The 22,015-nt window shown below is 41.0% G+C and carries 19 protein-coding genes and 1 pseudogene; 6 read left to right on the forward strand and 14 right to left on the reverse strand.

Annotated elements, in window-relative coordinates:
• The first annotated feature begins 205 nt into the window (after window positions 1-205).
• Window positions 206-859, forward strand: coding sequence for a DUF6058 family natural product biosynthesis protein (locus GDK41_RS17325; protein WP_152087736.1), 654 nt, complete (start codon window positions 206-208; stop codon window positions 857-859).
• Between the two features lie 53 nt (window positions 860-912).
• Here the strand turns inward: GDK41_RS17325 and GDK41_RS17330 are convergent, their stop codons facing one another.
• The 3 genes from GDK41_RS17330 to GDK41_RS17340 form a co-directional block, all read right to left on the reverse strand.
• Window positions 913-1,701 carry an MBL fold metallo-hydrolase gene (locus GDK41_RS17330; protein ID WP_152087737.1) on the reverse strand — a complete coding sequence of 263 codons (789 nt, stop codon included), beginning with the start codon at window positions 1,699-1,701 and terminating at the stop codon, window positions 913-915.
• A 121-nt stretch (window positions 1,702-1,822) separates the two neighbouring features.
• Window positions 1,823-2,086 carry a hypothetical protein gene (locus GDK41_RS17335; RefSeq protein WP_152087738.1) on the reverse strand — a complete coding sequence of 88 codons (264 nt, stop codon included), beginning with the start codon at window positions 2,084-2,086 and terminating at the stop codon, window positions 1,823-1,825.
• Window positions 2,087-2,252: 166 nt separating this feature from the next.
• Complete coding sequence (locus GDK41_RS17340) at window positions 2,253-2,645, reverse strand: cytochrome b562 (RefSeq protein WP_152087739.1); 393 nt, start codon at window positions 2,643-2,645, stop codon at window positions 2,253-2,255.
• Window positions 2,646-2,788: 143 nt separating this feature from the next.
• Here GDK41_RS17340 and GDK41_RS17345 point away from each other — a divergent pair, with 143 nt between their 5' ends.
• Together GDK41_RS17345 and GDK41_RS17350 are read left to right on the forward strand one after the other, a co-directional pair.
• The gene (locus GDK41_RS17345; RefSeq protein ID WP_152087740.1) at window positions 2,789-3,847 is read left to right on the forward strand and encodes an ABC transporter substrate-binding protein; all 1,059 of its coding nucleotides are present in this window, start codon (window positions 2,789-2,791) and stop codon (window positions 3,845-3,847) included.
• 199 nt (window positions 3,848-4,046) lie between these two features.
• On the forward strand, window positions 4,047-5,663 hold the full coding sequence (locus GDK41_RS17350) for a S8 family serine peptidase (protein ID WP_152087741.1): 1,617 nt from the start codon (window positions 4,047-4,049) through the stop codon (window positions 5,661-5,663).
• Between the two features lie 35 nt (window positions 5,664-5,698).
• Here GDK41_RS17350 and GDK41_RS17355 read toward each other — a convergent pair whose 3' ends face one another.
• From GDK41_RS17355 to GDK41_RS17370, 4 genes are all read right to left on the reverse strand, one after another.
• Entirely contained in the window at window positions 5,699-6,517 is an 819-nt protein-coding gene (locus tag GDK41_RS17355) for a DMT family transporter (RefSeq protein WP_152087742.1), read from the reverse strand.
• 2 nt (window positions 6,518-6,519) lie between these two features.
• Complete coding sequence (locus GDK41_RS17360; RefSeq protein WP_152087743.1) at window positions 6,520-7,464, reverse strand: phosphotransferase; 945 nt, start codon at window positions 7,462-7,464, stop codon at window positions 6,520-6,522.
• Window positions 7,465-7,598: 134 nt separating this feature from the next.
• On the reverse strand, window positions 7,599-9,848 hold the full coding sequence (locus GDK41_RS17365; protein ID WP_152087744.1) for an acyl-CoA dehydrogenase: 2,250 nt from the start codon (window positions 9,846-9,848) through the stop codon (window positions 7,599-7,601).
• A gap of 459 nt (window positions 9,849-10,307) precedes the next feature.
• The gene (locus GDK41_RS17370) at window positions 10,308-11,144 is read right to left on the reverse strand and encodes an ion transporter (protein WP_152087745.1); all 837 of its coding nucleotides are present in this window, start codon (window positions 11,142-11,144) and stop codon (window positions 10,308-10,310) included.
• Window positions 11,145-11,562: 418 nt separating this feature from the next.
• On the opposite strand from GDK41_RS17370, the gene GDK41_RS17375 reads away from it, so the two are divergent.
• The gene (locus tag GDK41_RS17375; RefSeq protein ID WP_152087746.1) at window positions 11,563-12,411 is read left to right on the forward strand and encodes a helix-turn-helix transcriptional regulator; all 849 of its coding nucleotides are present in this window, start codon (window positions 11,563-11,565) and stop codon (window positions 12,409-12,411) included.
• 61 nt (window positions 12,412-12,472) lie between these two features.
• Complete coding sequence (locus tag GDK41_RS17380) at window positions 12,473-13,024, forward strand: YbhB/YbcL family Raf kinase inhibitor-like protein (protein ID WP_152087747.1); 552 nt, start codon at window positions 12,473-12,475, stop codon at window positions 13,022-13,024.
• A 446-nt stretch (window positions 13,025-13,470) separates the two neighbouring features.
• On the opposite strand, the gene GDK41_RS17385 is transcribed toward GDK41_RS17380, so the two are convergent.
• The 7 genes and pseudogenes from GDK41_RS17385 to dnaK form a co-directional block, all read right to left on the reverse strand.
• A complete protein-coding gene (locus GDK41_RS17385) occupies window positions 13,471-14,445 on the reverse strand; it encodes a transposase (protein WP_152087748.1) in 975 nt (324 codons plus the stop codon).
• Between the two features lie 85 nt (window positions 14,446-14,530).
• Window positions 14,531-14,722, reverse strand: a pseudogene (locus GDK41_RS17390) (hypothetical protein); the annotation flags it as partial.
• Window positions 14,723-15,409: 687 nt separating this feature from the next.
• Entirely contained in the window at window positions 15,410-15,940 is a 531-nt protein-coding gene (locus GDK41_RS17395; RefSeq protein ID WP_152087749.1) for a hypothetical protein, read from the reverse strand.
• Between the two features lie 3 nt (window positions 15,941-15,943).
• A complete protein-coding gene (locus GDK41_RS17400; protein WP_232056600.1) occupies window positions 15,944-16,882 on the reverse strand; it encodes a hypothetical protein in 939 nt (312 codons plus the stop codon).
• Between the two features lie 57 nt (window positions 16,883-16,939).
• Window positions 16,940-17,398: a Cys-tRNA(Pro) deacylase gene (gene ybaK / locus GDK41_RS17405; RefSeq protein WP_152087751.1), complete on the reverse strand. Its 459-nt coding sequence runs from the start codon at window positions 17,396-17,398 to the stop codon at window positions 16,940-16,942.
• A gap of 385 nt (window positions 17,399-17,783) precedes the next feature.
• Window positions 17,784-18,917, reverse strand: a complete 1,134-nt coding sequence (gene dnaJ, locus GDK41_RS17410) for a molecular chaperone DnaJ (protein ID WP_152087752.1) — start codon at window positions 18,915-18,917, stop codon at window positions 17,784-17,786.
• 129 nt (window positions 18,918-19,046) lie between these two features.
• A complete protein-coding gene (dnaK, locus tag GDK41_RS17415; protein WP_152087753.1) occupies window positions 19,047-20,972 on the reverse strand; it encodes a molecular chaperone DnaK in 1,926 nt (641 codons plus the stop codon).
• Window positions 20,973-21,190: 218 nt separating this feature from the next.
• Here dnaK and GDK41_RS17420 point away from each other — a divergent pair, with 218 nt between their 5' ends.
• The gene (locus tag GDK41_RS17420; protein ID WP_152087754.1) at window positions 21,191-21,991 is read left to right on the forward strand and encodes a thioesterase family protein; all 801 of its coding nucleotides are present in this window, start codon (window positions 21,191-21,193) and stop codon (window positions 21,989-21,991) included.
• Window positions 21,992-22,015 lie beyond the last annotated feature (24 nt).

Genomic DNA, 22,015 nt, shown 5'->3' on the forward strand with positions numbered 1-22,015 from the left:
AATTTGCGCACTGTTTTACCATAAATAGCGTTATTATCCGAGGGTCAAAGCGTTAAATATTTGCAATATATACGTGAGTTGTTTAATCACACATCAATTACGCAGCCTAAGCACAGCAATCAGCTACTTAAAAGCTTTTTTAACTTGAAAATGTCTCAAACATCAGTGAGAATGAAAACACTGTATATTTATCCAGTTTCACTTTATGAGCTTATTAAACCACTTAAACACCCATTTTTATCACACAGAAGAACTGTGCCAAGCGTTAAAGATTGATACGGAACAGCTATTCGAGTGGCAGCAGCAAGGGTTATTTCCAAAGCCAAGCTATAGTATTCAAAACCAAATAAAGTGCAGCTCGTTTTTAGGCCTGTATGAATGTGAAGAGTTTACTGACTATTACCCAAGGGGCTGCGCTCAGTGGGGTTTAGATTTAATAAAACACAAAGCGTCAAGCTCTTCACATGCTTATGAGCTTTTTTATCAGCAATATATATACAGCTTGAGTAAATGTCAGCAACAAGGATTTATATGCCAAAGTGAACGCTTTAGTGATGATTTGAGCGAGCAGATCCAAAATGCTTGGCAGCAATTTTTGTGTAGTAAATATGGTGCTATTAGCCAAAATGGTTTGATTGAAGAACTGGTGCAAATAGAGTTAGGGCGCGCCATTGTTGATGAAATAACGGAAGAACGAACAGCATCTAGTATCAGCCCAGCACTGCGCCCACAGTTACTTCAAGCTATAAAGTTACTCAATCGCGCTTTTAGTCACCCAGCAAAGCATGAACGTAACCTGTCATTGAGAGAGCGCTACATCGATGAGTTGATCTTAAAATATGATTTATCTATCAAGTGACATTAGGGTATATCGCAAAGTATCTTTTGATAAGTGCGTGTTTAAGTACCCTGCTAATGCTTTTTATCGTTTTTTATGACCGATATGGTTCGCTTAATAAAGCGCCTTAGTGCTTTTTCTGTTAAAAATGGATCTTGTTTATCGTGATTGAATTTATCAATAAGCATTACTATTTGTGGGTCTTGCGAAATACTCGCAACGCTTGTACCTGCATCATAGAGTGTGTTTACCCTACTTATCCAGTCTAGCGTGTGTTGGCGAAACGCTTTTACTTGTTGCTTGCTCGCTACTTTTCCATGCCCTGGGACGATAACTGTTTGCTCATTGCCAATATTCAAGATTGTCTCGATTGCGGCATTAAAGCCCTTAACACCTCCTACATAAAATGTAGGGTGCCAACTCATATCAAGTACATCACCAACAAAAACAACATTGCTTTGAGGAATAAAGTACACAAAGTCATCCGAACTATGTGAGTGCACTCTGTATACTCTGATGTCAGCAACTTCCTTATTTAGCTCAGCCCCATAGCCTGCGAAAAAGCGATTGCCGCCAGTATGATCCAAGTGCATGTGAGTATTAAAGACATGACGCACTGATCCCGAATCGTCATTTAAAGACTCAATAGTATTAAGCAAGCCATGGAGTTGTTTATGGCCAGGCATAGGGTCTATCAATACTAACCCTTGAGAGGTGGATATCATGCCAATGTTGGTTGAATTATCGCTACTTTTTAGCAAAGTGACATGTTGTGTGAGATGCTGCGTTTTAATTGATTGTGTTGCATAAACCGTGTGAACGTTAGCTAGCACAACCAACAGTATTGAATAGCAGAGCTTCATAACACTTCCTTTTTCAATTGCTCAATGGCTTTAACCTTAGACAAAGGAAGTTGTTATTGCAAAACGGCAATTTTACTATATGTAAAACTGCCGTTTTGCGTTGTTTCAACCAATCATTGTATTACTGACATTCTTGCTCAAAATGTGCGCGCATCACTTCAAACGCTTTTAACACATCTAATTGAGACTGGCATAATTCATCATACCAGTTATCAAACTTTTCATCGTCGTCTTGTTCACTGAGCGCTTGGTATTGCGCTAAGAGCTCTATAATATCGCTATGTGTACAAGCCAAACCATCAAGCTTTTCGTTTAATGATGAGTGATCTTTATTTTTCAATGTCGCAATGACGCTATTGTCTAGTTGTTGGTTTTGTTCCGTCATAGCGGCTCCCTTTTAAACATTACGCTTTATTATTTATATCAGGCTCGCAGCGAATAGCTAGCCCCATTCTAAACAGTTGCACAATATTCAAACGGATCTGCGCAAAAATTAATATGAGTGACTTTTATGCACATAAATAAAGGTCATAATGGGTACTTCACTGAGCTTAGTTACCAAATAAGAGATCCCAAATACTTGGCGGCTCGTGCAACTGATGATAGTGTTTTCTCAGTTCGTCAATTTCTTTTAGTTTAGTTTTTGCTGCAACTAAATGTCCCTGATTAACCAACATGATACTCTCATCTAAAACCGACGAGACTTTACTTAACCCTTTTTGAGACTCATCGTGCAACTCTGGGCTGAACTGATGCTGTTTACTAACATGTAAATGCTCTCTAAAAGAGTCTATCGCGGCTAGTAATTCTTGCTGCGACTCGCTCTGCATCGCTTGTTTATAGGCGTGCCCCATATTCTTCATCGTTACTTCAAGATCACTACTTTGCTTAGAAAAAGCAAACGAACTTAAACATAGTAGTGCTACATATAAATACTGATACATATCCCCTCCAACTATTTGACAGGCATTATAGTGATCTTTTGTACTTGAAAATAGTATTACTAAATTAGCGACTAGAGTTTGCCAGAGTAATTTTAGATTTTTGTGCCATAATAACTACTTAATACGAAAATAGGGGGTCTGCATTGCTACAAAAAATCGTGACATTAATTTGCTTTTTGTTGCTTACTTTGCCTTGCTATGCACAGCAAATAAAAGTGACTTTCGTCAACCCAGGTTTTTCACAAGATAACCCAACTGGCAACTTTTGGCTCAATGTCTCTGAGTTTATGCAAGCCGCCGCTGATGATCTTAATGTCGAGCTGAGTATTCTATATGCAGATCGTAATCACATAGATATGAAGCGCCTGATAAACAAAGCACTCACAAGAAAAGACAACTATATTGTGCTAGTCGACGAGAAATCAGCCGCAACGCAAGCATTGCTAACCTCAACTGAATTACATGACAAGGTTATTTTTTTACTTAACAAGCCCACAAAACAAGAAGTGATGCGTCTGAACGCTCGCGGTTTTGGAATATTAGGCTCAATAATACCCGACAACTATCAAGCGGGTCGCCTTTTGATACAAGAGCTCGAAAAGCACGTAACAAAATCTAAAAAGAACCCAACCATTAATACGCTCGCATTATTAGGAGAATCAGCAACAGACGCTGCCAAACTGCGTGAGCAAGGTTTACTCAGCTACAGCAACCGTTCTTACTATTTAAAGTTACTAGAAAGAGTAAGCGCAAATTGGTCAGAGCAAGAGGCGTATACGGTGGCTAAAGGTTTGTTAAGACGCTTTGATGACACCAAGGTTATTTGGGCAGCAAACGACGCGATGGCGACCGGTGCAGCAAGAGCAGCACAAGAGTTGAACATGCGCCAGCACGTTATAATAGGCGGTATAAACTGGGACAAAGACCAACATAAAAAGTTAAATGTTTCAGTCGGGGGGCATGTTTCCTTAGGGGCTTTAGCGATTATAAAAATTGCTGACTTTGACGCCGATAATAAAAATTATATCGGAGATTTGAAGTTGCCAATTTTCAAATCCTACGCACCAAAGTACGAGAGTTTATATCAGGCTATACATAATAAAGAACTAGATAAAATAGACTTTAGATACTTTTCTTATTCACATACTACACCCGCACCAAAACCATATACCCTCGATAATATGACAGCGCTAGTAAAATAAATTTCTATCTAATTAAGCAGAGAATGAAGCATATTTCACCCAAAATAGAACAAAAAGCCATCTAAACCAATCAATATGAATATATTTATAAATTAAATAACCACCTCTAAAAAGTCGTTCAAAAAACACACTGTTGACACATACATATTTACCTGTTTTATTTACAGCGGTTAACAACATGTAAAAAAGGTAACTTAAAATGAAAAAATCAGTTTCTAACAGCGTAAAACTTTCCATCTTATCAGCTTGTGTTGGTGCAGCCCTCAGCGCAGGTACAGCCTATGCAGATGAAGGCCAACGCGTAATTGTAACGCTTAAAGATAGCGCTATTAACACTTTGCCGCTATCAGTGTCTAAGTCTGATGCTGCAAATTATAAGCAACAAGCGCTTGCTTCGTTTGCTCATCAACTTAATTTGCAACCAATGACAGCGCTGCCAAGCGTGAATGCAGTAGTGATGGAAGTAACACCTGAAAAGCTTGAAGAGCTAAAAGCTAACCCACAGGTAGCAAACGTTGAAGCAGACCCTAAACGTTTCTTAATGGCTGAGTCTACACCGTATGGGATCAATATGGTTCAAGCTAATCAATTAGCAGATACTATGAGTGGCAACCGTAAAGTTTGTATCATGGATACAGGTTACACGTTAAACCACCCTGATCTGCCTAGCACGGGTATTACCGGTGATGATGGCTACGGCTCAAACGATACGGGTAACTGGTATAACGACGGTAATGGTCACGGTACTCACGTAGCAGGCACAATTGCCGCAATTGGTGGTAACGGTCAAGGCGTTGTAGGCGTAAATCCATCAGGCCAATTAGGCCTACATATCGTTAAAGTATTTAATGACCAAGGTCGATGGGCATACGGTTCTGATCTAATTAAAGCAATTGAGCAGTGTGAATCTGCTGGCGCCAATGTAACCAGCATGAGCTTAGGTGGCAGCGGTAGTTCAACTGCGGAACGTAGCGCATTTCAAAATAGTTACAACCGTGGCGTATTACACATTGCGGCCGCAGGTAACAGTGGAAATAGCAGCCTAAGCTATCCAGCGTCTTATGATGCGGTAGTGTCAGTGGCTGCGGTTGATAGCTCTGAAAACAAAGCGTCATTTTCACAATACAATAGTCAGGTAGAAATTGCGGCGCCAGGCGTGGGTGTTAACTCAACTTGGAACGACAATGGCTACAAGTCTATTAGCGGTACATCTATGGCAACACCACACGTATCTGGTGTTGCAGCTTTAGTATGGAGTCACTTCCCTAACTGTACTAATGATGAAATTCGTAAAGTATTAAACAACACAGCCAAAGATAAAGGCACGGCTGGCCGTGATACGTCTTATGGTTACGGTATTGTACAAGCAAAAGCAGCATATGATTACATCGCACAAAATGGCTGTGGTGACCCAGTTGGCGGCCCAGTTGCAAGCTTTAGCTTCAGCGTAAATGGTACGACCGTTAAGTTCACAAACTCATCAACTGACGCTCGTAGCTATTCTTGGCAGTTCGGCGACGGTGCAAGCAGTGCTGAGGTGTCTCCTAGCCACACTTACGCAGCAGCAGGTACTTATCAAGTAACATTAACGGCAACTGATGGTGCAAAAACAAACTCGGTGACAAAATCTGTACAAATTGGTGACGTAACACCTCCGGGTTGTGACGGCCTCGCAGCTTGGTCAGCGTCAAAAATGTATAAAATTGGCAATGAAGTATCGTACAAAAACTACAAGTACGAAGCTATTTGGTGGTCTCGCGCTGCACAACCAGACGTTTTCAGCAATGTTTGGAAGCGTGTAGGATCGTGTAACTAAAAATTATTCAGCGCCCACACCAACGTGGGCGCTACTTAATACACAAGCACCAATGTACTCACAATAATCAACCCAATTGCCATTAATTGTTTAGCGCTCAATGTCTCTTTGTAAAGCAAAAAGCCAATAAACAGAGCACTTAGTATACCTACTCCGCGCTTTAACCCTTCAACCAAGCCTGGTTGCAACTGCTCAATAGCTATAAATTGAAAAATAACCGCTCCAGAAAAACACACCGTAGCAAAAAGCCACCATTTAACGCGCATTTTCACTACTTGTGGCTTTACTATGATCTTAAGTAGTAGGCTGGTTGCAAAGAATACAATTAAAGTGATATAGGTTGCATGAAACTCTTTTGTTGCGTATTGCAGCGCATACTTATCAAGCACAATGCAACTTCCCCAACAAAGGGCAGCCAATAGCGCATGGCCCACCCCTTTTTCAGTTGCCTTTAGTTTCCCACCGAGTACCCAAAACGAACCTAACGTTATCGTCAATATTGCAAGCGCCTGTGATGTACTCAGTGGTTCGTTCAGCCACAGCCAAGCAAGCATTGCCGACCATACCGGGGTAAACGAAAGCATGGGCAATATAATTGCCATTTTACCAATGGCAAGTGCTCGAATAAACGACACACTACCTAAAGCGGCGATAAGGCCACTAATGGTTGCGCTCGTATAATAGTTTTCTGTGGGTAATTGGGCACCGCTAAAAAGCCAGAATGTAACAAATATGGGTAATACCAAAAAGCTAAACATAATTGACATGAACGGCGCACTATACCAATGTGCCAATTGCTTTCTGCACCAATCAAACCCAGCCCAGCAAAGAGCGCTAAGTAAAGCGTAAATCATCGTTATTGACGAACCTGAGACAAAGTAAGTGAAGTTTGAGCCAGCATATATTGATTTATCTTAAAATGATCAGGCTTCCAACCCGTTAAAAAGCGGTGAAAGTCAGCCCAAACGACAGGCCACAAAGCTTGCCAATAATTGACCACATCGAGCGTTTGCTCTTCACTCAAGGTTTTTCTTAACTCTTGGGATAACTGCAAAAAGTAATACGCCAATAAGTGTTCGCCGCTTTCATGTAAGCTCGATGAGTCGCACACACTAGTTAGATAGAGCATAACATCTTGCACCCCAACCCCAGCTCCAACATACTGAAAGTCATAACCAATCACGTCAAATTCACTATTCAATGCGAAATTTGCAAGCTTTGCATCTCCGTGTATCACGCACCGATAAGGGCATTGCTCTATGAGATCATTGATATCTTGAGCATGCGTTTTTAAAGCGTGGTGCTGCATTCTTTGCCATTCATCTGGACGAGTCGCCAAGTGCCAATACCCTCCTTGATGCCAACCAATACCACTATTATTGAGCGTAAAACTATGAAAGCGCGCCAACCAGCCCAATACGGCATAGTGTACCTTTTGAGATACATCAGAAGGTGACGCATATCCATAAGCGGTAAAGTCTTCAAGTACTAAACAAGTTGATTTATTTTGCTCAGTCGCAAACAGTAACTTTGGTACGCGACATCGCTCGATAAAACATTTACTGTGATCTTGATAAAACTTTAATTCAATAGCGTAAGAATTAAGCTTTCTTGATAACGCAAAGTCAGATTGCTCTATATGTCGGTGCGCTAATTGCTTTGGAACTTGTGAATATTTAACGACCGCATGTTGTCCATCTAAACGCATTTTCCTCACTTCACCACAGCCGCTCCAGAGCACCGAATGCTTGTCTTTATCGATTATCTCGCTAAACCTATCACTTAAAAATTGATATAACATAGTGTGTATGTTGCTAGTTTTTTAACAGACCCTAGCACGTTTTTGACATAAAAAAAGCCCCTAACGATGTGAGGGGCTTTTTGTTCATAACTAAGTGCCGTTACCGTTGGCACTTAGGGCATTGTTGACTATTTCTAACTCGCTTGCTTTACCTTTTCGATAGGCTGTGCGTTGTCATCTAGCAAATTCAAATCAAAGTCAAACTCATCAACACGGATCGCCTTTTCGCGTTTCTTGTTGTAATCGATAAGTTGAGCGTATTCTTGCGAACTTATTAAATTCGCAGCTAATGCGTTGTCTAAAGTTTGCGCAAAGCGTACTCCTGCCTTGATCTCTTTTTTACGAAGTGCTTTTTTCACTTTCGCTAGCAAGTCTAAACAAGCCATTTTCGCTTTGTAAGCTTGTTCATTAATATCATGACCATCACCCGCTGTTGGCTTGATAAGGTGCGTAAGCTGTGCTTTAAATGCCGTATCCATCTGCGCCGCTTTAGCAAGCTCACGTACCAGATCATCACCAATCGCAGGCATTCTATAAGTGTAATGCATCGTGATCACACGCATAAACTTGCGAGTGCCTGACGCTGGGAAGTTATCCAAGAACTTATGCAGCGCGTTTTCAGCGTTTTGCAAAGCCCAACGGGTCGCGTAATGGAAATAAGGTGCTGCTGCTTGTCTGTCAGCTACCGCTACTTTTTGCTCGTAATACTTGATAGATGCCATCGCTGCATATAAGTAGCTCATGACATCGCCTAAACGTGCAGAAAGCATCTCTGCTTGTTTTAGTTTTCCACCTAATACAAGTAATGAGAAGTCAGCATACACAGCTAATTTCGCTGATAGCTGATGCGCTGCTTTTTCATAAGCTTGTACTTCAGGTAATGAAGACTTACTACCCGCTGTAAACGGTAACACACCTAAACGAAATGCTCGTAAGCTATTAGCTACGCTGTAACCCACGGTTTTACGTAGAATCTTGTTGAATGTTTTGTCTGCGCCTTTGTCTTCACTGTGGATAGACTCAACCATTGATTGCAAATATGGATGACAACGCATTACACCTTGGCCAAAAATCATCAGGTTACGAGTTAGGATATTTGCACCTTCTACCGTAATCGCAATAGGCTGAGCTACATAGCCACTGGCAAGGGTATTTTGCGGACCATTTTGAATTGCTTTACCCGCTTGAATGTCCATTGCTGAGTCTAGTACATCACGGCCAATTTCAGTCATATGGTACTTAGCAATAGCGGTAACAACTGACGGTTTTAAGCCCATGCCTAACCCTTCTGTTGTCAACACTCGCATCGCTTCTTGTAGGTAAGTTTTACCCGCAATGTCTGCTAGCTTTTCTTGAATACCTTCAAACTGGCCGATAGATAAACCAAACTGTTCACGAACAGCTGCGTACTCTGACGCAGACTTAAGCGCAACCTGTGATGTAGACACGCCTAAAGCTGGCAGTGAAATACCACGACCGGCACCTAAACAGCTTACCAGCATCTGCCAACCACGGCCTATATTCTTTTGCCCACCAATGATAAAGTCCATCGGAATAAACACTTTTTCGCCACGTGTTGTACCGTTATAAAAACGAATGCCCATAGGGTCATGACGATTACCAAGCTCAACACCAGGGTGTGATTTTGGAATAAGTGCACAAGTAATACCAAGATGTTCTTTACCACCTAACAGACCATCTGGATCTTCAACTTTAAAAGCTAAACCAAGTACTGTCGCAATCGGCGCAAGCGTAATATATCGTTTATCCCAAGTGACTTCTAAACCAAGTACTTCTTCACCATTGTATTGGCCTTTTTTGACGATACCGATGTCTGGAATACCACCAGCATCAGAACCCGCTTCTGGGCTAGTTAACGCAAAACATGGAATTTCACGGCCGTTTGCAAGGCGCGGTAGGTAATGTGCTTGTTGCTCTTGTGTACCATAATGTAAAAGTAACTCACCTGGGCCTAACGAGTTAGGGACCATCACCGTTACAGCGACAGCAGACGACTTAGTTGCGATAGTACCCACGATAGTCGAGTTTGCATAAGGGCTGAACTCAAGACCACCAAATGACTTAGGGATAATTAATGAGAAGAATCGTTCTGTTTTCAAGAACTCTAAAATATGATCTGGCAGATGCTTGCTGTTTTGAATCACAGAATCATCAATCATCGCCATTAATTCTTTAACTGGGCCGTCTAAGAATGCTTGTTCTTCAGCGGTTAGTTTTGCTTCAGGCACTGCTCTTAGTGCATCAAAATCAGGCTTACCACGATAGATAGACCCCTCAAGCCATACATCACCTGCATCAAGTGCTTCTTGTTCTGTTACTGAAATGCTAGGTAAAACTTTCTTTAGTTGTGTTCTTAAACTCATATTCAACTCATCCGACCAGATAGATATATCTACATTACGGCACAAAAATGACAATAGATCAATCACTCTAGAAACATTTTTTACGAGTTCTTTACTGCGGTTGCATTTAATTAAGAATATTTGTAAGTAAATTAAAAGCTTACACGTGTACGCTGAAAAGGTGTTTTATACGCGAATAATCCGATACGTAAGACCATTTTTAGCTAAGTGGTGACTATACGATTATTTAACCTGATGAACTCGGGTTATTTACGAATGTCGGCGCGACAAAGATAAGTAGGCAGTGACATGCTAACTAACCTCAGCTGAAAATAAGTGAGAGGTTAACGAAAAATGATATTTCCCTTAGGGTGGGTTAAAAGTGCCATCTAATTATTTACCGAAATAGTCTAGTTAATTTTGGTTTCATCAGATAGCACTCGTTAAAAACAGCTATTCGATTGCTGTTGTTTGATGACTCTAATTAGTGCTTTCTTTATCAGCTGTTTGCTTGATACTTTGCTGTTGCTGCACTATCAATGCCTTCAACTGTTGTATCTCGCTATGTAAGTCTTCGATTGTAGGTACATTTTTAGCGTCTTCTTTGGCTTTTTTCATTTTCGAGCGCTCATCTTCCATTACATTCACAACAATACCTATCACCATATTCAAAAATGCAAATGCGGTGAAAAAGATGAATGTTAAATAAAACACCCAAGACATGGGATATACTTCCATCGTCTCGTATTGAATATCTGTCCAATCTTCAAATGTCATGATCCTAAATAGAGTAAGCATAGATATCGCAATATCGCCCCACAGCTTAGGGTTAATATCTTTAAATACAAAACTACCAATCGCCGCGTAGATATAGAAAATAATAAACATCAACAGGATCACATAACCCAGCTGCGGCATCGCTTTAATAAGTGAATTAATCAATACTCTGAGCTCAGGAACGACCGACACCATTCGCAGTACCCTGAACACTCTGACAAGTCTCGCCAATAAAGCCATTTCGCTATCATTAACGGGGATCAGACTGATAACAACTACAAGGGTATCAAAAATATTCCACCCCTTTTTAAAAAAACGCTTTTTATCTTCGTCAGCAATAAACCGCACCGAAATTTCGAATAAAAAGAACAAAGTAATAAAGACATCAAGAACGTGAGTAACTGATATAGCACCACTTGAAAGCGGAAACGTCTTGGCCCCAATTTCAAGGGCTGAGATGATGATCACAGCCACAACTGATAACTCAAACGCTTTGTTATTTTTTAACGTGTTAAGTTTAGATTTAATATTTTCGTACATACGCTACCATAAGTTAAACTTTTGCAATGGTTACTGATTAAATTGGTGAGGATTATATCTTACTCATGCCCCAAATAGACTAAAATTTTGTTCCTCTTAGGAATAAATTTTGTTCACTCGAGCAGCCACATGATAGTTATTACCGCGTTAATCATAAGCGCAACATAACACAAAGTAATGGCTGAACTTTGCAAGCTTTCTGATTATGATATTAATAACTAGCCTTATGCTCTGTCGGGTTTTCTTTTTCAATGTGGATGCTGTATGCAACTTTTGTTTGCACAGTTCAATTAAAATAATCTACTCATGGGTGGCTACTTACATTCAACAACTGCATCATAACTAGAAAGAATGTTCAGTGAAATCTATATATCTTGCAGTGATGACTGCTATTAAAACAACTTGATTGAGGAGCCTAATGCAGGCGTTAATAAACAGCATTAATTCGATAACATCAAAAGATGTAGACTTACCCTTTTCGGTCTATTGCGCTTTTCATGAGCAAAGATTACTCGATGTGCCGATTACCAAGCCTACACTCATTATTGTTATGAACGGTAGTAAACTTCTTGGTAAACAAGGCAATATTAGGTGTAATGCGGGTGAGTTTGTATTTTTATCGGATAGTCCTAAGCTTGATATGCGTAATATCCCCAACGATGATATTTATCAAGCCTTACTGATTGAGTTCGATGCCAACGACTTTAGTATTTTTGAACGGTTACAGATTGAAACAGAACAACAAAATATAATCCCTAAGCATTACAGCGCTTCGGTGTCTGAAGAGTTACTCGCTTGCATTACTCAGTTTGTTGACAGTGTACCTTGGGCCAATGGCGATATTATTAAGCACAGAAAACAAGAAATTTTGCTATTACTGCACGCTTTGGGTTTTGAACACATCCCCTTGATGGCTCACAATGTTAGCCTAAGTAATCAGATATTTGGAATGTTAAAAAACAATGATTTTCAAGCGCTAAGGTTAGATCAGCTATGTGGTTTACTAGCAATAAGTGAATCAACACTTAGGCGAAAACTACAGGCTGAAGATATGACGTTACAACAAATAAAAGATAAGGCTAGACTAGGTCATGGGCTGCATTTGTTGCAAACCACAAGCAAGCCGATCGGTGATGTAGCAAGTTTGTCTGGCTATACCTCGCAATCTCGATTCACACAAAAGTTTAAAAATCATTTTGGGATGACGCCGTCTGAACTTAGAAGCACGAAATTGAAGGATATGGGCGAAAACTTGACTGCTTTTTAATAACACTCAAAGTGCTGAGAGTGGCAACATAGCAAAATGAATTCACAAAGAAGATTAACACATGAAAATAATAGCAAATCACCTTTTAGCAATCTCTATGATTGCCCCCTTTACTAGCTTAGCGCTAACATTAACAAGCCAAGATATCGCACCAGGCGAATTCATGAGCAAGAAACATGAGTTCAAAGGGTTTGGTTGTAATGGCGATAACTTGTCTCCACATTTAGCTTGGCAAGACGTACCCAAAGGTACAAAGAGTTTCGCAATTACTGCCTATGACCCAGACGCACCCACTGGTAGTGGTTGGTGGCACTGGCAAGTTGTCGATATTCCTGTATCAATCAACGAGCTAAAAACCGGCTTAGGAATTAATGCACAAAGTAAACTGCCAGATGGTGCTAAACAAATCAGCAATGATTATGGCGTTGAAAGCTTTGGTGGTGCTTGTCCACCTAAAGGCCATGGTGTGCACCGATATCAATTCACCATTCACGCTCTTTCAGTAGAAAAACTGTCTTTGCCAAAATCGCCATCATCAGCATTAGTTGGTTACATGATCAATGCAAACAGCTTAAGATCGGCCACTGTAGAAGCACTTTATCAAAGAGACTAACAGTTATCTTCCACACAATCTAATGTGGTAGATTGCCTAAAAAACTGATACTGAATTGGAAGTCACACCAAATATACTGAGGCTATGCGAACGCTAAGCATAGCCTTAGATACTCATTTTTCTTATTACAAAGTAAAGTGAACCGTCATAGTATGGTGATCACCTTCTTTTACTTTTACAAGTACTTTTGCACCATCAGGAATGACAACGTCAGCCGTCATTTTGTTATCGCCCACGGTTGAGAAATAACAAGACCGCCATTTTTAAATTAATAAGGCAACGAATAAATTGCACCCGTTACTTTGATATTTCTACTTAAAAAGCACCTCTTCAATCTACTTTTTGCTTTTATCCGAGATATTTGGCGTTAATTACAAAATGCTAGGCACAACTCTACCTACTTTGACAGCATGATTGTGGTTACGAATTTAGGGTTGTCACGTGGTTTAGCCGAAAAGCTGCTCGCAATGACTAATGCCAGTTCGCCGTTTTATTTCTAAATGCGTGTAATAACCATCCAGTTTATTAGGTCGCCCTACTGCGCCTTTGAACACTTTGGTAAATTGCGTGGTGAGCTTTAGCCAGTTTTCAGGTGCGATGTTTAGTCTCTCTAAAATAGGGAGGGTACGCTGCTCTATGTATCCGCGTTTATCTTCTCGCATGCAGCGACCTGTGAGTTCCACTAACTCTAAGTATGACTTTAACTCAAACGGGAGCCCTTTGGGCATGTGTTTTCTGGGGCTGCCTGCAAAGCGGGCGAGTTGTTTGGGTTGTTTTGCATCTTTGGCGGCTTTAATTCGCTTGTGTACGCTGGTGTGCTCAGACTCTTCTGGGGTTTTAGCCATCTTTGCTCTGATAGGGTTTAGGTCAACATATGCCATACATGCTGCCACTGCAGCTTCATCTAACAGCGCTTGGGATTTAAACCGCCCTTCCCAAAATCGGCCTGTGCAGTTATCTTCTTTATTGGCTTTTCTGGCTATATCTTCATTAAGTACTCGCATAAACCAACTGATATCCGCCAGTCGTTCACGATAATCGGCAATGGTACGATTTAAAAAGAATTGCTGTGCCTTATCTAGCTTGTCGCCTTGTAGATATTTTTGCGTAAGCAGCGTACCTTTAAATAATTTGTGCCAACGAATAAGTATGGCTTTATCACTCAACCGTTTTGCTTTTTTATCATCTACATACAGCACAATATGCGTATGGTTACTCATCACCGCATAGGCACACACATCAATGCAAAATACTTTGGCAAGCGCTAGCAGTTTGTCTTCTACCCATTGTCTGCGGTGCTCATAGCTTTTACCCGTTATCGTGTCATCACCACACAAAAATGCACGGCGAACACACCGTGATATACAGTGATAATATTTGGTATCAACAAGACTTACCTGTCTTTTACGTGCCGTCGCCATCGAAGCTGCCTACCTTTTAATCAGATAAATAAAAGATAGGCGATGAATGAAAAACAAACAAATAAAAGTAGGTGTCTTGTTTAGTCCTACATACATCAATACAAAACACTTTGGCAAGCGCTAGCAGTTTGTCTTCTACCCATTGTCTGCGATGCTCATAGCTTTTGCCCGTTATCGTGTCATCACCACACAAAAATGCACGGCGAACACACCGTGATATGCAGTGATAATATTTGGTATCAACAAGACTTACCTGCCTTTTACGTGCCGTCGCCATCGAAGCTGCCTACCTTTTAATCAGATAAATAAAAGTGGGTGTCTTATTTAATTCTTGGCAATGAATAAAAAATATACAAATAAAAGTGGGTGTCTTGTTTATTTTCTGATTTAATTTATCTAGGTAAGCTCGACGTGGACAAGGGCAAACTAGCCCGGGTGGGTGTAGTGAGCACCTAACAACCTTTTACCACTGCTTATTTTTAATTGATGAACAAAGGCCAGAACCTGCCTGCATCAATCCCGTATAGGGCACGGCTATAAAGGCCGAGTGGGTGATTAACTTTTTTGGGAATGCAGGCTCGAAGCTCATTAGGGGCGCTGATAGACACAGTTAAGCCCGGATATATGTCAGAGCAGCTTTTTATTGCACAACTGGTTGATTCAAAGATTAAAATTCAAGCAGGATAGATTAGGTAAAACGACACGAGGCGACTAAAGTCACCCCGATTGGTCAGTATTGTTTGACAACGGCTGAGCGTCCATATATGTCTTGTTTATTTATGAATGAAAAATATACAAATAAAAATGGGTGTCTTGTTTAGTCCCCTCAAGGTTTCAAGTTTGAGTGCCTGTCCACGTTAATTAACCTTAAATCGATTTATGATCGAATTCGAAGACCGATTAAAAGATGTTATTTAAAACTGGCAGTTACACAAAATGTGTTACAGGGTCCGTTAATTCACTTTTAGCGATCATCTTTAATTCTCGGCATCTCTTCACACATACCAGCTAATGAAAAGGTTACAGGGTTTGAGACGCTAGTGATATAACCTTTTATACTATCGTCTAAAACAACTTCACCAAGTACAATAATTAGTACTGCAATATACTTTTCACTGCCATCTACCCTAAACCCAGATTTTAAATTGAGGGGGTAAGACAGCTTTTCAAATGCTCCTAAAGTTATTTCTTTGCTCTCATCACCACCTTTTATAGGTGATAGACTAATTTCCTTCATTTTTAAAGGAGAGGGCTTTTCCATTAACTCATCAAATTTGCTTTTCTCAAAAACCTGAATACTCCCCCATCCAAAACTATTTTTCACACCAAGTAAACCATATGGAATATCTACTTTTTTTTGCGATTTGTTTATTATTGTTGCGAAAACCTTTCCCTGCTTGCATTCGAGTTTAGTTAACAAAGTTACTTCTTTTATCTCTTGCTTCGCTACTGTTGAAGTTGAAATAAAAATAAAAATAAAAATAGCTTTATGCATAGCTCATTTCCTGTGGTCAAATTTTAAGGCTGTACGCTCAAATTGAAATGCATTTGTTAATAATTGTTTTCGCGCATCAAGTCGAGCAAGCGCTGATGCAGCTGTTCTTCCTATCAAAGCCAGATGAATCAAATCTCCTTTCTCACGGCCAAAAGTAGTGTTTTTTCCCTTTTCGTGTTTGAAGCCTATGCCATGAGATATTTCATGTGTAATAGTTGAGCTAACATATTTATGCTGAGAAATCTTATAAAACATTCTAGAAAGCCCAATACGTTGGGTGTATTCACCATAATTGCCCGAAGCAGGATAGTAGTAAAAATCTTTCCTTTCTAGTTTCTCTAGTATAGATAAAGCTTGTCTATAATTTTGAAGAAGGTATTCCGCTGCTTCACTGAAGTCATCTATACCGACGTGATATCCATAGTCAGACGCTATACCTTTGTATTCTTCTGAACTTGGGTCAGAAAGTGCTGCTATCACTCCAAGTATCATCCACTTGTTGTTTTCTATTTCACGCTTGGTCTTCATCCACTGCTCATCAGTGAGGTTTTCTCTTACTTTAGGATCGCTGACTCCACCCACCCCACTCTTATAGGAGTTGTTCACTTGAGTAATCAGCCCCTGTGAACCAATATCCACAATCTCAACACTTTCAACTTTCCCTCCAGCTCCCAGATTCACTGTTCTGCTAGAACCATTAGATGTCGTTCCTTTAACAGAGTCAATTTGGATAAGCTCTCCACTGCCATCACCTGCACTAACATAGTAGTTACCGTCAGTATCCTGTTGCACTTCTGCATCGGCTGCAACCTCTACGGTTTCCTTCTTCTCCGCCTCATACCCACTCGGATCCACCCCAGCCAACGGATTATTCATGATATACGAATACGGATTTATCGACTGACTATTCCCCGGACTCTGTATCACAGGATCAACACTCATAAACCGACCAAGGTTATAATCGTACACCCGACCGTTCATATGAACTGATTACACTATCTAGAAATGAGCAAACGCTGCATTACACAAACTAATACAATCACTTGGTGCGACAGCAACTTCCAAACCCCGTTTGCCAGCACTTACGTAAATTCTCTCAAACTGCTGCGCGTCACTGTGTAATAAGGTGTTTAAACGCTTTTTTTGTGCAAAAGGACTAATCCCTCCAATTAAATAGCCTGTGGTATTTTGTGCTTTTTTAGCATCAGCGAGTATGGCCTTTTTGCCTTTGCAAACCTTGGCAAACGCTTTTAAATCAACCTGGCGTGTTGCAGGTAAAATGGCAACGTTCAACTCACCATCTACATCAACAAGCAAAGTTTTGAACACTTGCGCAGCGTTTAAATTGAGTTTCTCTGCGGCTTCAGCAGCAAAGCTCGGTGAATTTGCATCGTGTTCAAACTTGAGTATTTCAAAAATAATTTTGTTCTTTTCGAGCAGTTTTATCGCCGGTGTCATACTTACTTCCTTTTTGATTATTTTCAAAATACCGTAAGTTCGACAAACGTCAATACTCTACTAAAGTCTTATATATCACTAAGAAATGAACTGATGTGTAATATGTACAAAAACGCACTATTTTTCATATTCGTGGTGATTGTGGTAATCGCATTTTTAAATTTTATGCAAAGCGAGTACGAGGTATGGACCAACAACCTTGCTTGTGATGCAAAGTGCGAACTACTCGGCTGTAAAACAGGGCAGTTAATATTGGGCCAAAACAACCAAACAATTGCCTGTAAATGTGAAAGCAAACATGATTATTTAGTGCTGTTAAATTAAATAACAGCAAACAAAAACGGCGCTCGTTGCGCCGTTTTTTACATAACTTTTTAAAATTTTCTTACTTGGTTAAGTCATCAAAGAACTTTTTCACACCATCAAAAAAGCCTTGCGCTTTAGGGCGATTTTTACTGTTATCTCCCCCCATGCTTTCTTCAAACTCTTTTAACAGCTCTTTTTGACGTTCGTTCAAATTCACTGGTGTTTCAAGTACCACTTTACAAATTAAGTCGCCAACTGCACCGCTGCGTACTGACTTAACGCCTTTACCACGCATGCGGAACATTTTACCTGTTTGGCTCTCTGCAGGGATCTTAAGATTTGCACGGCCATCAAGCGTTGGCACTTCAATTTCACCGCCCAGCGCTGCGGTGCTAAAGCTAATTGGCACTTCGCAATATAGGTTATTGCCATCGCGTGTGAAGATTGGGTGTTCACGTACTGCTACCTGAACGTATAAGTCGCCCGCTGGGGCACCGTGCATACCTGCTTCACCTTCACCAGAAAGACGAATACGGTCACCTGTATCAACACCCGCTGGAATTTTAACAGACAGTGTTTTGGTTTTTTCTACTCGGCCTTGACCATGGCACTTGTTACAAGGGTCTGAAATAATCGAACCAGTACCCTGACACGTAGGACATGTTTGCTGCACAGCAAAAAAGCCCTGGCGCATTTGTACTTGGCCCGCACCATGACAGGTTGTACAGGTTTTTGGCTTAGAGCCCGCTTTTGCGCCACTGCCATCACAAGGGCTACAACTTACCCAAGTTGGTACTTTAATTTCAACATCTTTACCACGAACCGCTTCTTCGAGCGTAAGGTCCATGTTGTAACGTAAATCTGCACCGCGTTGCTGGCGAGATTGACGACGGCCACCGCCACCAAAAATATCACCGAATACGTCACCAAAAATATCGCCAAAGTCACCTTGACCGCCGCCGAAACCACCGTGGCCACCACCATTTTGATCAAAGGCTGCATGGCCGTATTGGTCATACATCTGACGCTTTTGGCTATCAGTTAGTACTTCGTAAGCTTCTTTTACTTCTTTGAACTTTGTTTCTAGCTCAGGATTACCCGCCGTACGGTCTGGGTGATACTTCATCGCCAAGCGTTTATACGCTTTTTTTATGTCACGTTCGCTGGCATCTTTGCTAACGCCTAGTACTTCGTAATAATCACGTTTTGACATAGTTATCACATTACCTAGTTAAATGATGGGCTTAACCCCATCAATAGGCTAACCGAAAGTCAGCCAAAATTTACATACACTAAGGGCGCGTCAAGCGATAACCGCCAGCGCGCCCTTGCAAGTCAACAATTACTTATTGTCGTCTTTAACTTCTTCAAACTCAGCGTCAACAACATCGTCGTCTTGCTTAGCTGAACTTTGCTGAGCGCCAGCATCAGGGCCTGCTTGACCAGCCTGAGCTTTAGCTTGCGCAATTTCCATTAGCTTTTGAGACTTCTCTGCTAGTGCTTGCACTTTAGCATCGATCTCTTCTTTGTTGTCGCCTTTAATCGCCGTTTCAAGCTCAGTTAATGCCGCTTCAATCGCTTCTTTGTCTTCTGCAGGTAATGCATCACCCGCTTCTTCCACTTGCTTGCGAGTACCGTGAACCATTGCATCAGCTTGGTTACGTGAAGACACTAGCTCTTCAAACTTTTTATCTTCTTCTGCATTCGCTTCTGCATCACGTACCATTTTTTCTACTTCATCATCGCTTAGACCTGAAGAAGCTTGGATTGTGATCTTCTGCTCTTTACCCGTATCTTTGTCTTTTGCAGATACGTGTAAGATACCGTCAGCATCAACATCAAAAGTAACTTCAATTTGAGGTACACCACGCTGCGCTGGGCGAATACCTTCTAGGTTAAATTGACCTAGAGACTTGTTATCGCTTGAACGCTTACGCTCACCTTGTAGTACGTGAATCGTTACCGCAGACTGATTATCTTCCGCTGTTGAGAATGTTTGCGACTTCTTCGTTGGAATAGTCGTGTTCTTCTCAATTAGCGCCGTCATCACCTGACCCATAGTCTCAATACCTAGAGACAGAGGACATACGTCAAGTAGTAGTACGTCTTTCACGTCACCTGCAAGTACACCACCTTGAACCGCAGCACCTACTGCTACCGCTTCATCAGGGTTAACGTCTTTACGTGGCTCTTTACCGAAGAACTCTGCTACTGTCTTCTGTACTAGTGGCATACGTGTTTGACCACCTACTAAGATGATATCGTTTACATCACCTACTGATAGGTCAGCGTCAGCAAGCGCTTGTTTAAGCGGCTCAATTGACTTAGTAACCAAATCTTCTACTAGCGACTCAAGTTTTGCACGCGTTAGCTTAACGTTCATGTGCTTAGGACCAGTTGCATCAGCAGTTACATAAGGTAGGTTCACCTCAGTTTGCTGCGCTGAAGAAAGCTCAATTTTTGCTTTTTCAGCTGCTTCTTTAACACGCTGCATTGCTAGCGGGTCAGTTTTAAGGTCGATACCTTGGTCTTTTTTGAACTCTGCAACTAGGTAGTTGATAACACGGTTATCAAAGTCTTCACCACCTAAGTGTGTGTCACCGTTAGTTGCAAGTACTTCAAACGTGTGCTCGCCATCTACTTCATCAATTTCAATGATTGAGATATCGAATGTACCACCACCTAGGTCGTATACTGCAACAACGTTGTCGCCTTGTTTTTTGTCCATGCCGTATGCAAGTGCTGCGGCTGTTGGCTCGTTGATAATACGCTTAACTTCAAGACCCGCGATACGGCCAGCATCTTTAGTTGCTTGACGCTGAGAGTCGTTAAAGTATGCAGGTACTGTGATAACCGCTTCAGTTACTTCTTCACCTAAGAAGTCTTCCGCCGTTTTCTTCATTTTTTTCAGTACTTCTGCTGAAATTTGTGGTGCTGCACGTTTTTCGCCACGTACCTCTACCCATGCATCGCCATTGTCAGCTTTAACAATTTGGAAAGGCATGATGCCAATATCGCGCTGTACTTCTTCGTCTTCAAAACGACGACCAATCAAACGCTTAATTGCAAATAAAGTATTTTGTGGGTTTGTTACCGCTTGACGCTTAGCTGGCTGACCTACAAGTGTTTCACCTTCTGCTGTGTAAGCAATGATTGAAGGAGTTGTACGATCGCCTTCAGCGTTTTCGATAACGCGTGCTTTATCACCGTCTAGTACTGCTACACAAGAGTTAGTAGTACCTAAATCGATTCCAATAATTTTACCCATGAATCTTCTCCGACTTCAAAATTCGTTGTTCTGTTAGATGCTTTGTAAATAGGGGCAAGAAAATTGAATTCAAGCGCAAAACTAAAAAAAAGTGCAGTTTTTTGAAATTTTTTTCTGTTTGTGCCTTTTTTGGCCAGAAAAAGGCAATAAAACGTCAATTGACATACTGGTTTGACCAGTTATGCTAAACAACATAATAAATAAGATTAGGTATTACCATGACATTTGATCAGCTCATCAATAACCCAGCACTTGCTAATAATGACAGTATGTTCAGCTTTCCTGAAAATTGGTGCCAAGGCCGCACTGCATTTGGTGGCTTGTCCGCTGCATTTATGCTCAAAAGTATGTTTTATAGATTAACCGATGATCGTCGCCTGCTTTCTTTAAGCACCAATTTTGTTGGCCCGCTACTAGCCGATGAACCTTTTCAAATAAGTACTCAAGTCTTACGAAGTGGTAAAAATGCGACGCAAATGCTTAGTACACTCACACAAGCTGATAAAGTTTGCCTGATTGCTCAAGGGTGTTTCGCTAAAGATAGAAATTCAAGTATTACAGTACCAAGTGCTGATAAATGCACATTAGAACCAGTTCAACCAAAACATGTATTACCTTATCAAGAGGGCCTAATGCCTGCATTTTTTCAACATGTCGCACTCAACGCTCAGCAAGGCGCTTTACCGTTTAGTAATGCCAAAAGTTCAAATTTAGGTGGGTGGATGAAATTTAAAGCAGAACCAGAGCATCAGCTTAACGCGCTACATTTGCTGGCATTAGCTGATGCATGGCCCCCCACACTATTACAAATGTGCAGCGCGCCTTCGCCAGCAAGTAGTATGTCGTGGTACATTGAATTCTTAAGTGACATCAAATTGCCAAAAGATGCTTGGCTTGGGTTTGAAGCCCTGACACATCACAGTGCCAAAGGGTATGGCGTAGAAGATGCCAATATTTATGGTCCAGATCGCCAATTGCTTGCACTAAGTCGTCAAACTGTTGCTGTATTTGACAGCTAAATAATACGCTTAAAGCACAGATTT

This window comes from Pseudoalteromonas sp. A25 (assembly GCF_009176705.1).
Taxonomy (GTDB): Bacteria; Pseudomonadota; Gammaproteobacteria; order Enterobacterales; family Alteromonadaceae; genus Pseudoalteromonas.

What these genes read in the sequence shown, in the direction of transcription:
- GDK41_RS17395 (WP_152087749.1), bottom strand. Translation starts at nt 15,940, where the DNA reads ATGCATAAAGCTATTTTTATTTTTATTTTTATTTCAACTTCAACAGTA.
- GDK41_RS17340 (WP_152087739.1), bottom strand. Translation starts at nt 2,645, where the DNA reads ATGTATCAGTATTTATATGTAGCACTACTATGTTTAAGTTCGTTTGCT.
- GDK41_RS17350 (WP_152087741.1), top strand. Translation starts at nt 4,047, where the DNA reads ATGAAAAAATCAGTTTCTAACAGCGTAAAACTTTCCATCTTATCAGCT.
- dnaJ (WP_152087752.1), bottom strand. Translation starts at nt 18,917, where the DNA reads ATGTCAAAACGTGATTATTACGAAGTACTAGGCGTTAGCAAAGATGCC.
- GDK41_RS17330 (WP_152087737.1), bottom strand. Translation starts at nt 1,701, where the DNA reads ATGAAGCTCTGCTATTCAATACTGTTGGTTGTGCTAGCTAACGTTCAC.
- GDK41_RS17375 (WP_152087746.1), top strand. Translation starts at nt 11,563, where the DNA reads ATGCAGGCGTTAATAAACAGCATTAATTCGATAACATCAAAAGATGTA.
- GDK41_RS17355 (WP_152087742.1), bottom strand. Translation starts at nt 6,517, where the DNA reads ATGATTTACGCTTTACTTAGCGCTCTTTGCTGGGCTGGGTTTGATTGG.
- ybaK (WP_152087751.1), bottom strand. Translation starts at nt 17,398, where the DNA reads ATGACACCGGCGATAAAACTGCTCGAAAAGAACAAAATTATTTTTGAA.
- dnaK (WP_152087753.1), bottom strand. Translation starts at nt 20,972, where the DNA reads ATGGGTAAAATTATTGGAATCGATTTAGGTACTACTAACTCTTGTGTA.
- GDK41_RS17360 (WP_152087743.1), bottom strand. Translation starts at nt 7,464, where the DNA reads ATGTTATATCAATTTTTAAGTGATAGGTTTAGCGAGATAATCGATAAA.
- GDK41_RS17420 (WP_152087754.1), top strand. Translation starts at nt 21,191, where the DNA reads ATGACATTTGATCAGCTCATCAATAACCCAGCACTTGCTAATAATGAC.
- GDK41_RS17365 (WP_152087744.1), bottom strand. Translation starts at nt 9,848, where the DNA reads ATGAGTTTAAGAACACAACTAAAGAAAGTTTTACCTAGCATTTCAGTA.
- GDK41_RS17335 (WP_152087738.1), bottom strand. Translation starts at nt 2,086, where the DNA reads ATGACGGAACAAAACCAACAACTAGACAATAGCGTCATTGCGACATTG.
- GDK41_RS17380 (WP_152087747.1), top strand. Translation starts at nt 12,473, where the DNA reads ATGAAAATAATAGCAAATCACCTTTTAGCAATCTCTATGATTGCCCCC.
- GDK41_RS17400 (WP_232056600.1), bottom strand. Translation starts at nt 16,882, where the DNA reads ATGAGTGTTGATCCTGTGATACAGAGTCCGGGGAATAGTCAGTCGATA.
- GDK41_RS17325 (WP_152087736.1), top strand. Translation starts at nt 206, where the DNA reads ATGAGCTTATTAAACCACTTAAACACCCATTTTTATCACACAGAAGAA.
- GDK41_RS17385 (WP_152087748.1), bottom strand. Translation starts at nt 14,445, where the DNA reads ATGGCGACGGCACGTAAAAGACAGGTAAGTCTTGTTGATACCAAATAT.
- GDK41_RS17370 (WP_152087745.1), bottom strand. Translation starts at nt 11,144, where the DNA reads ATGTACGAAAATATTAAATCTAAACTTAACACGTTAAAAAATAACAAA.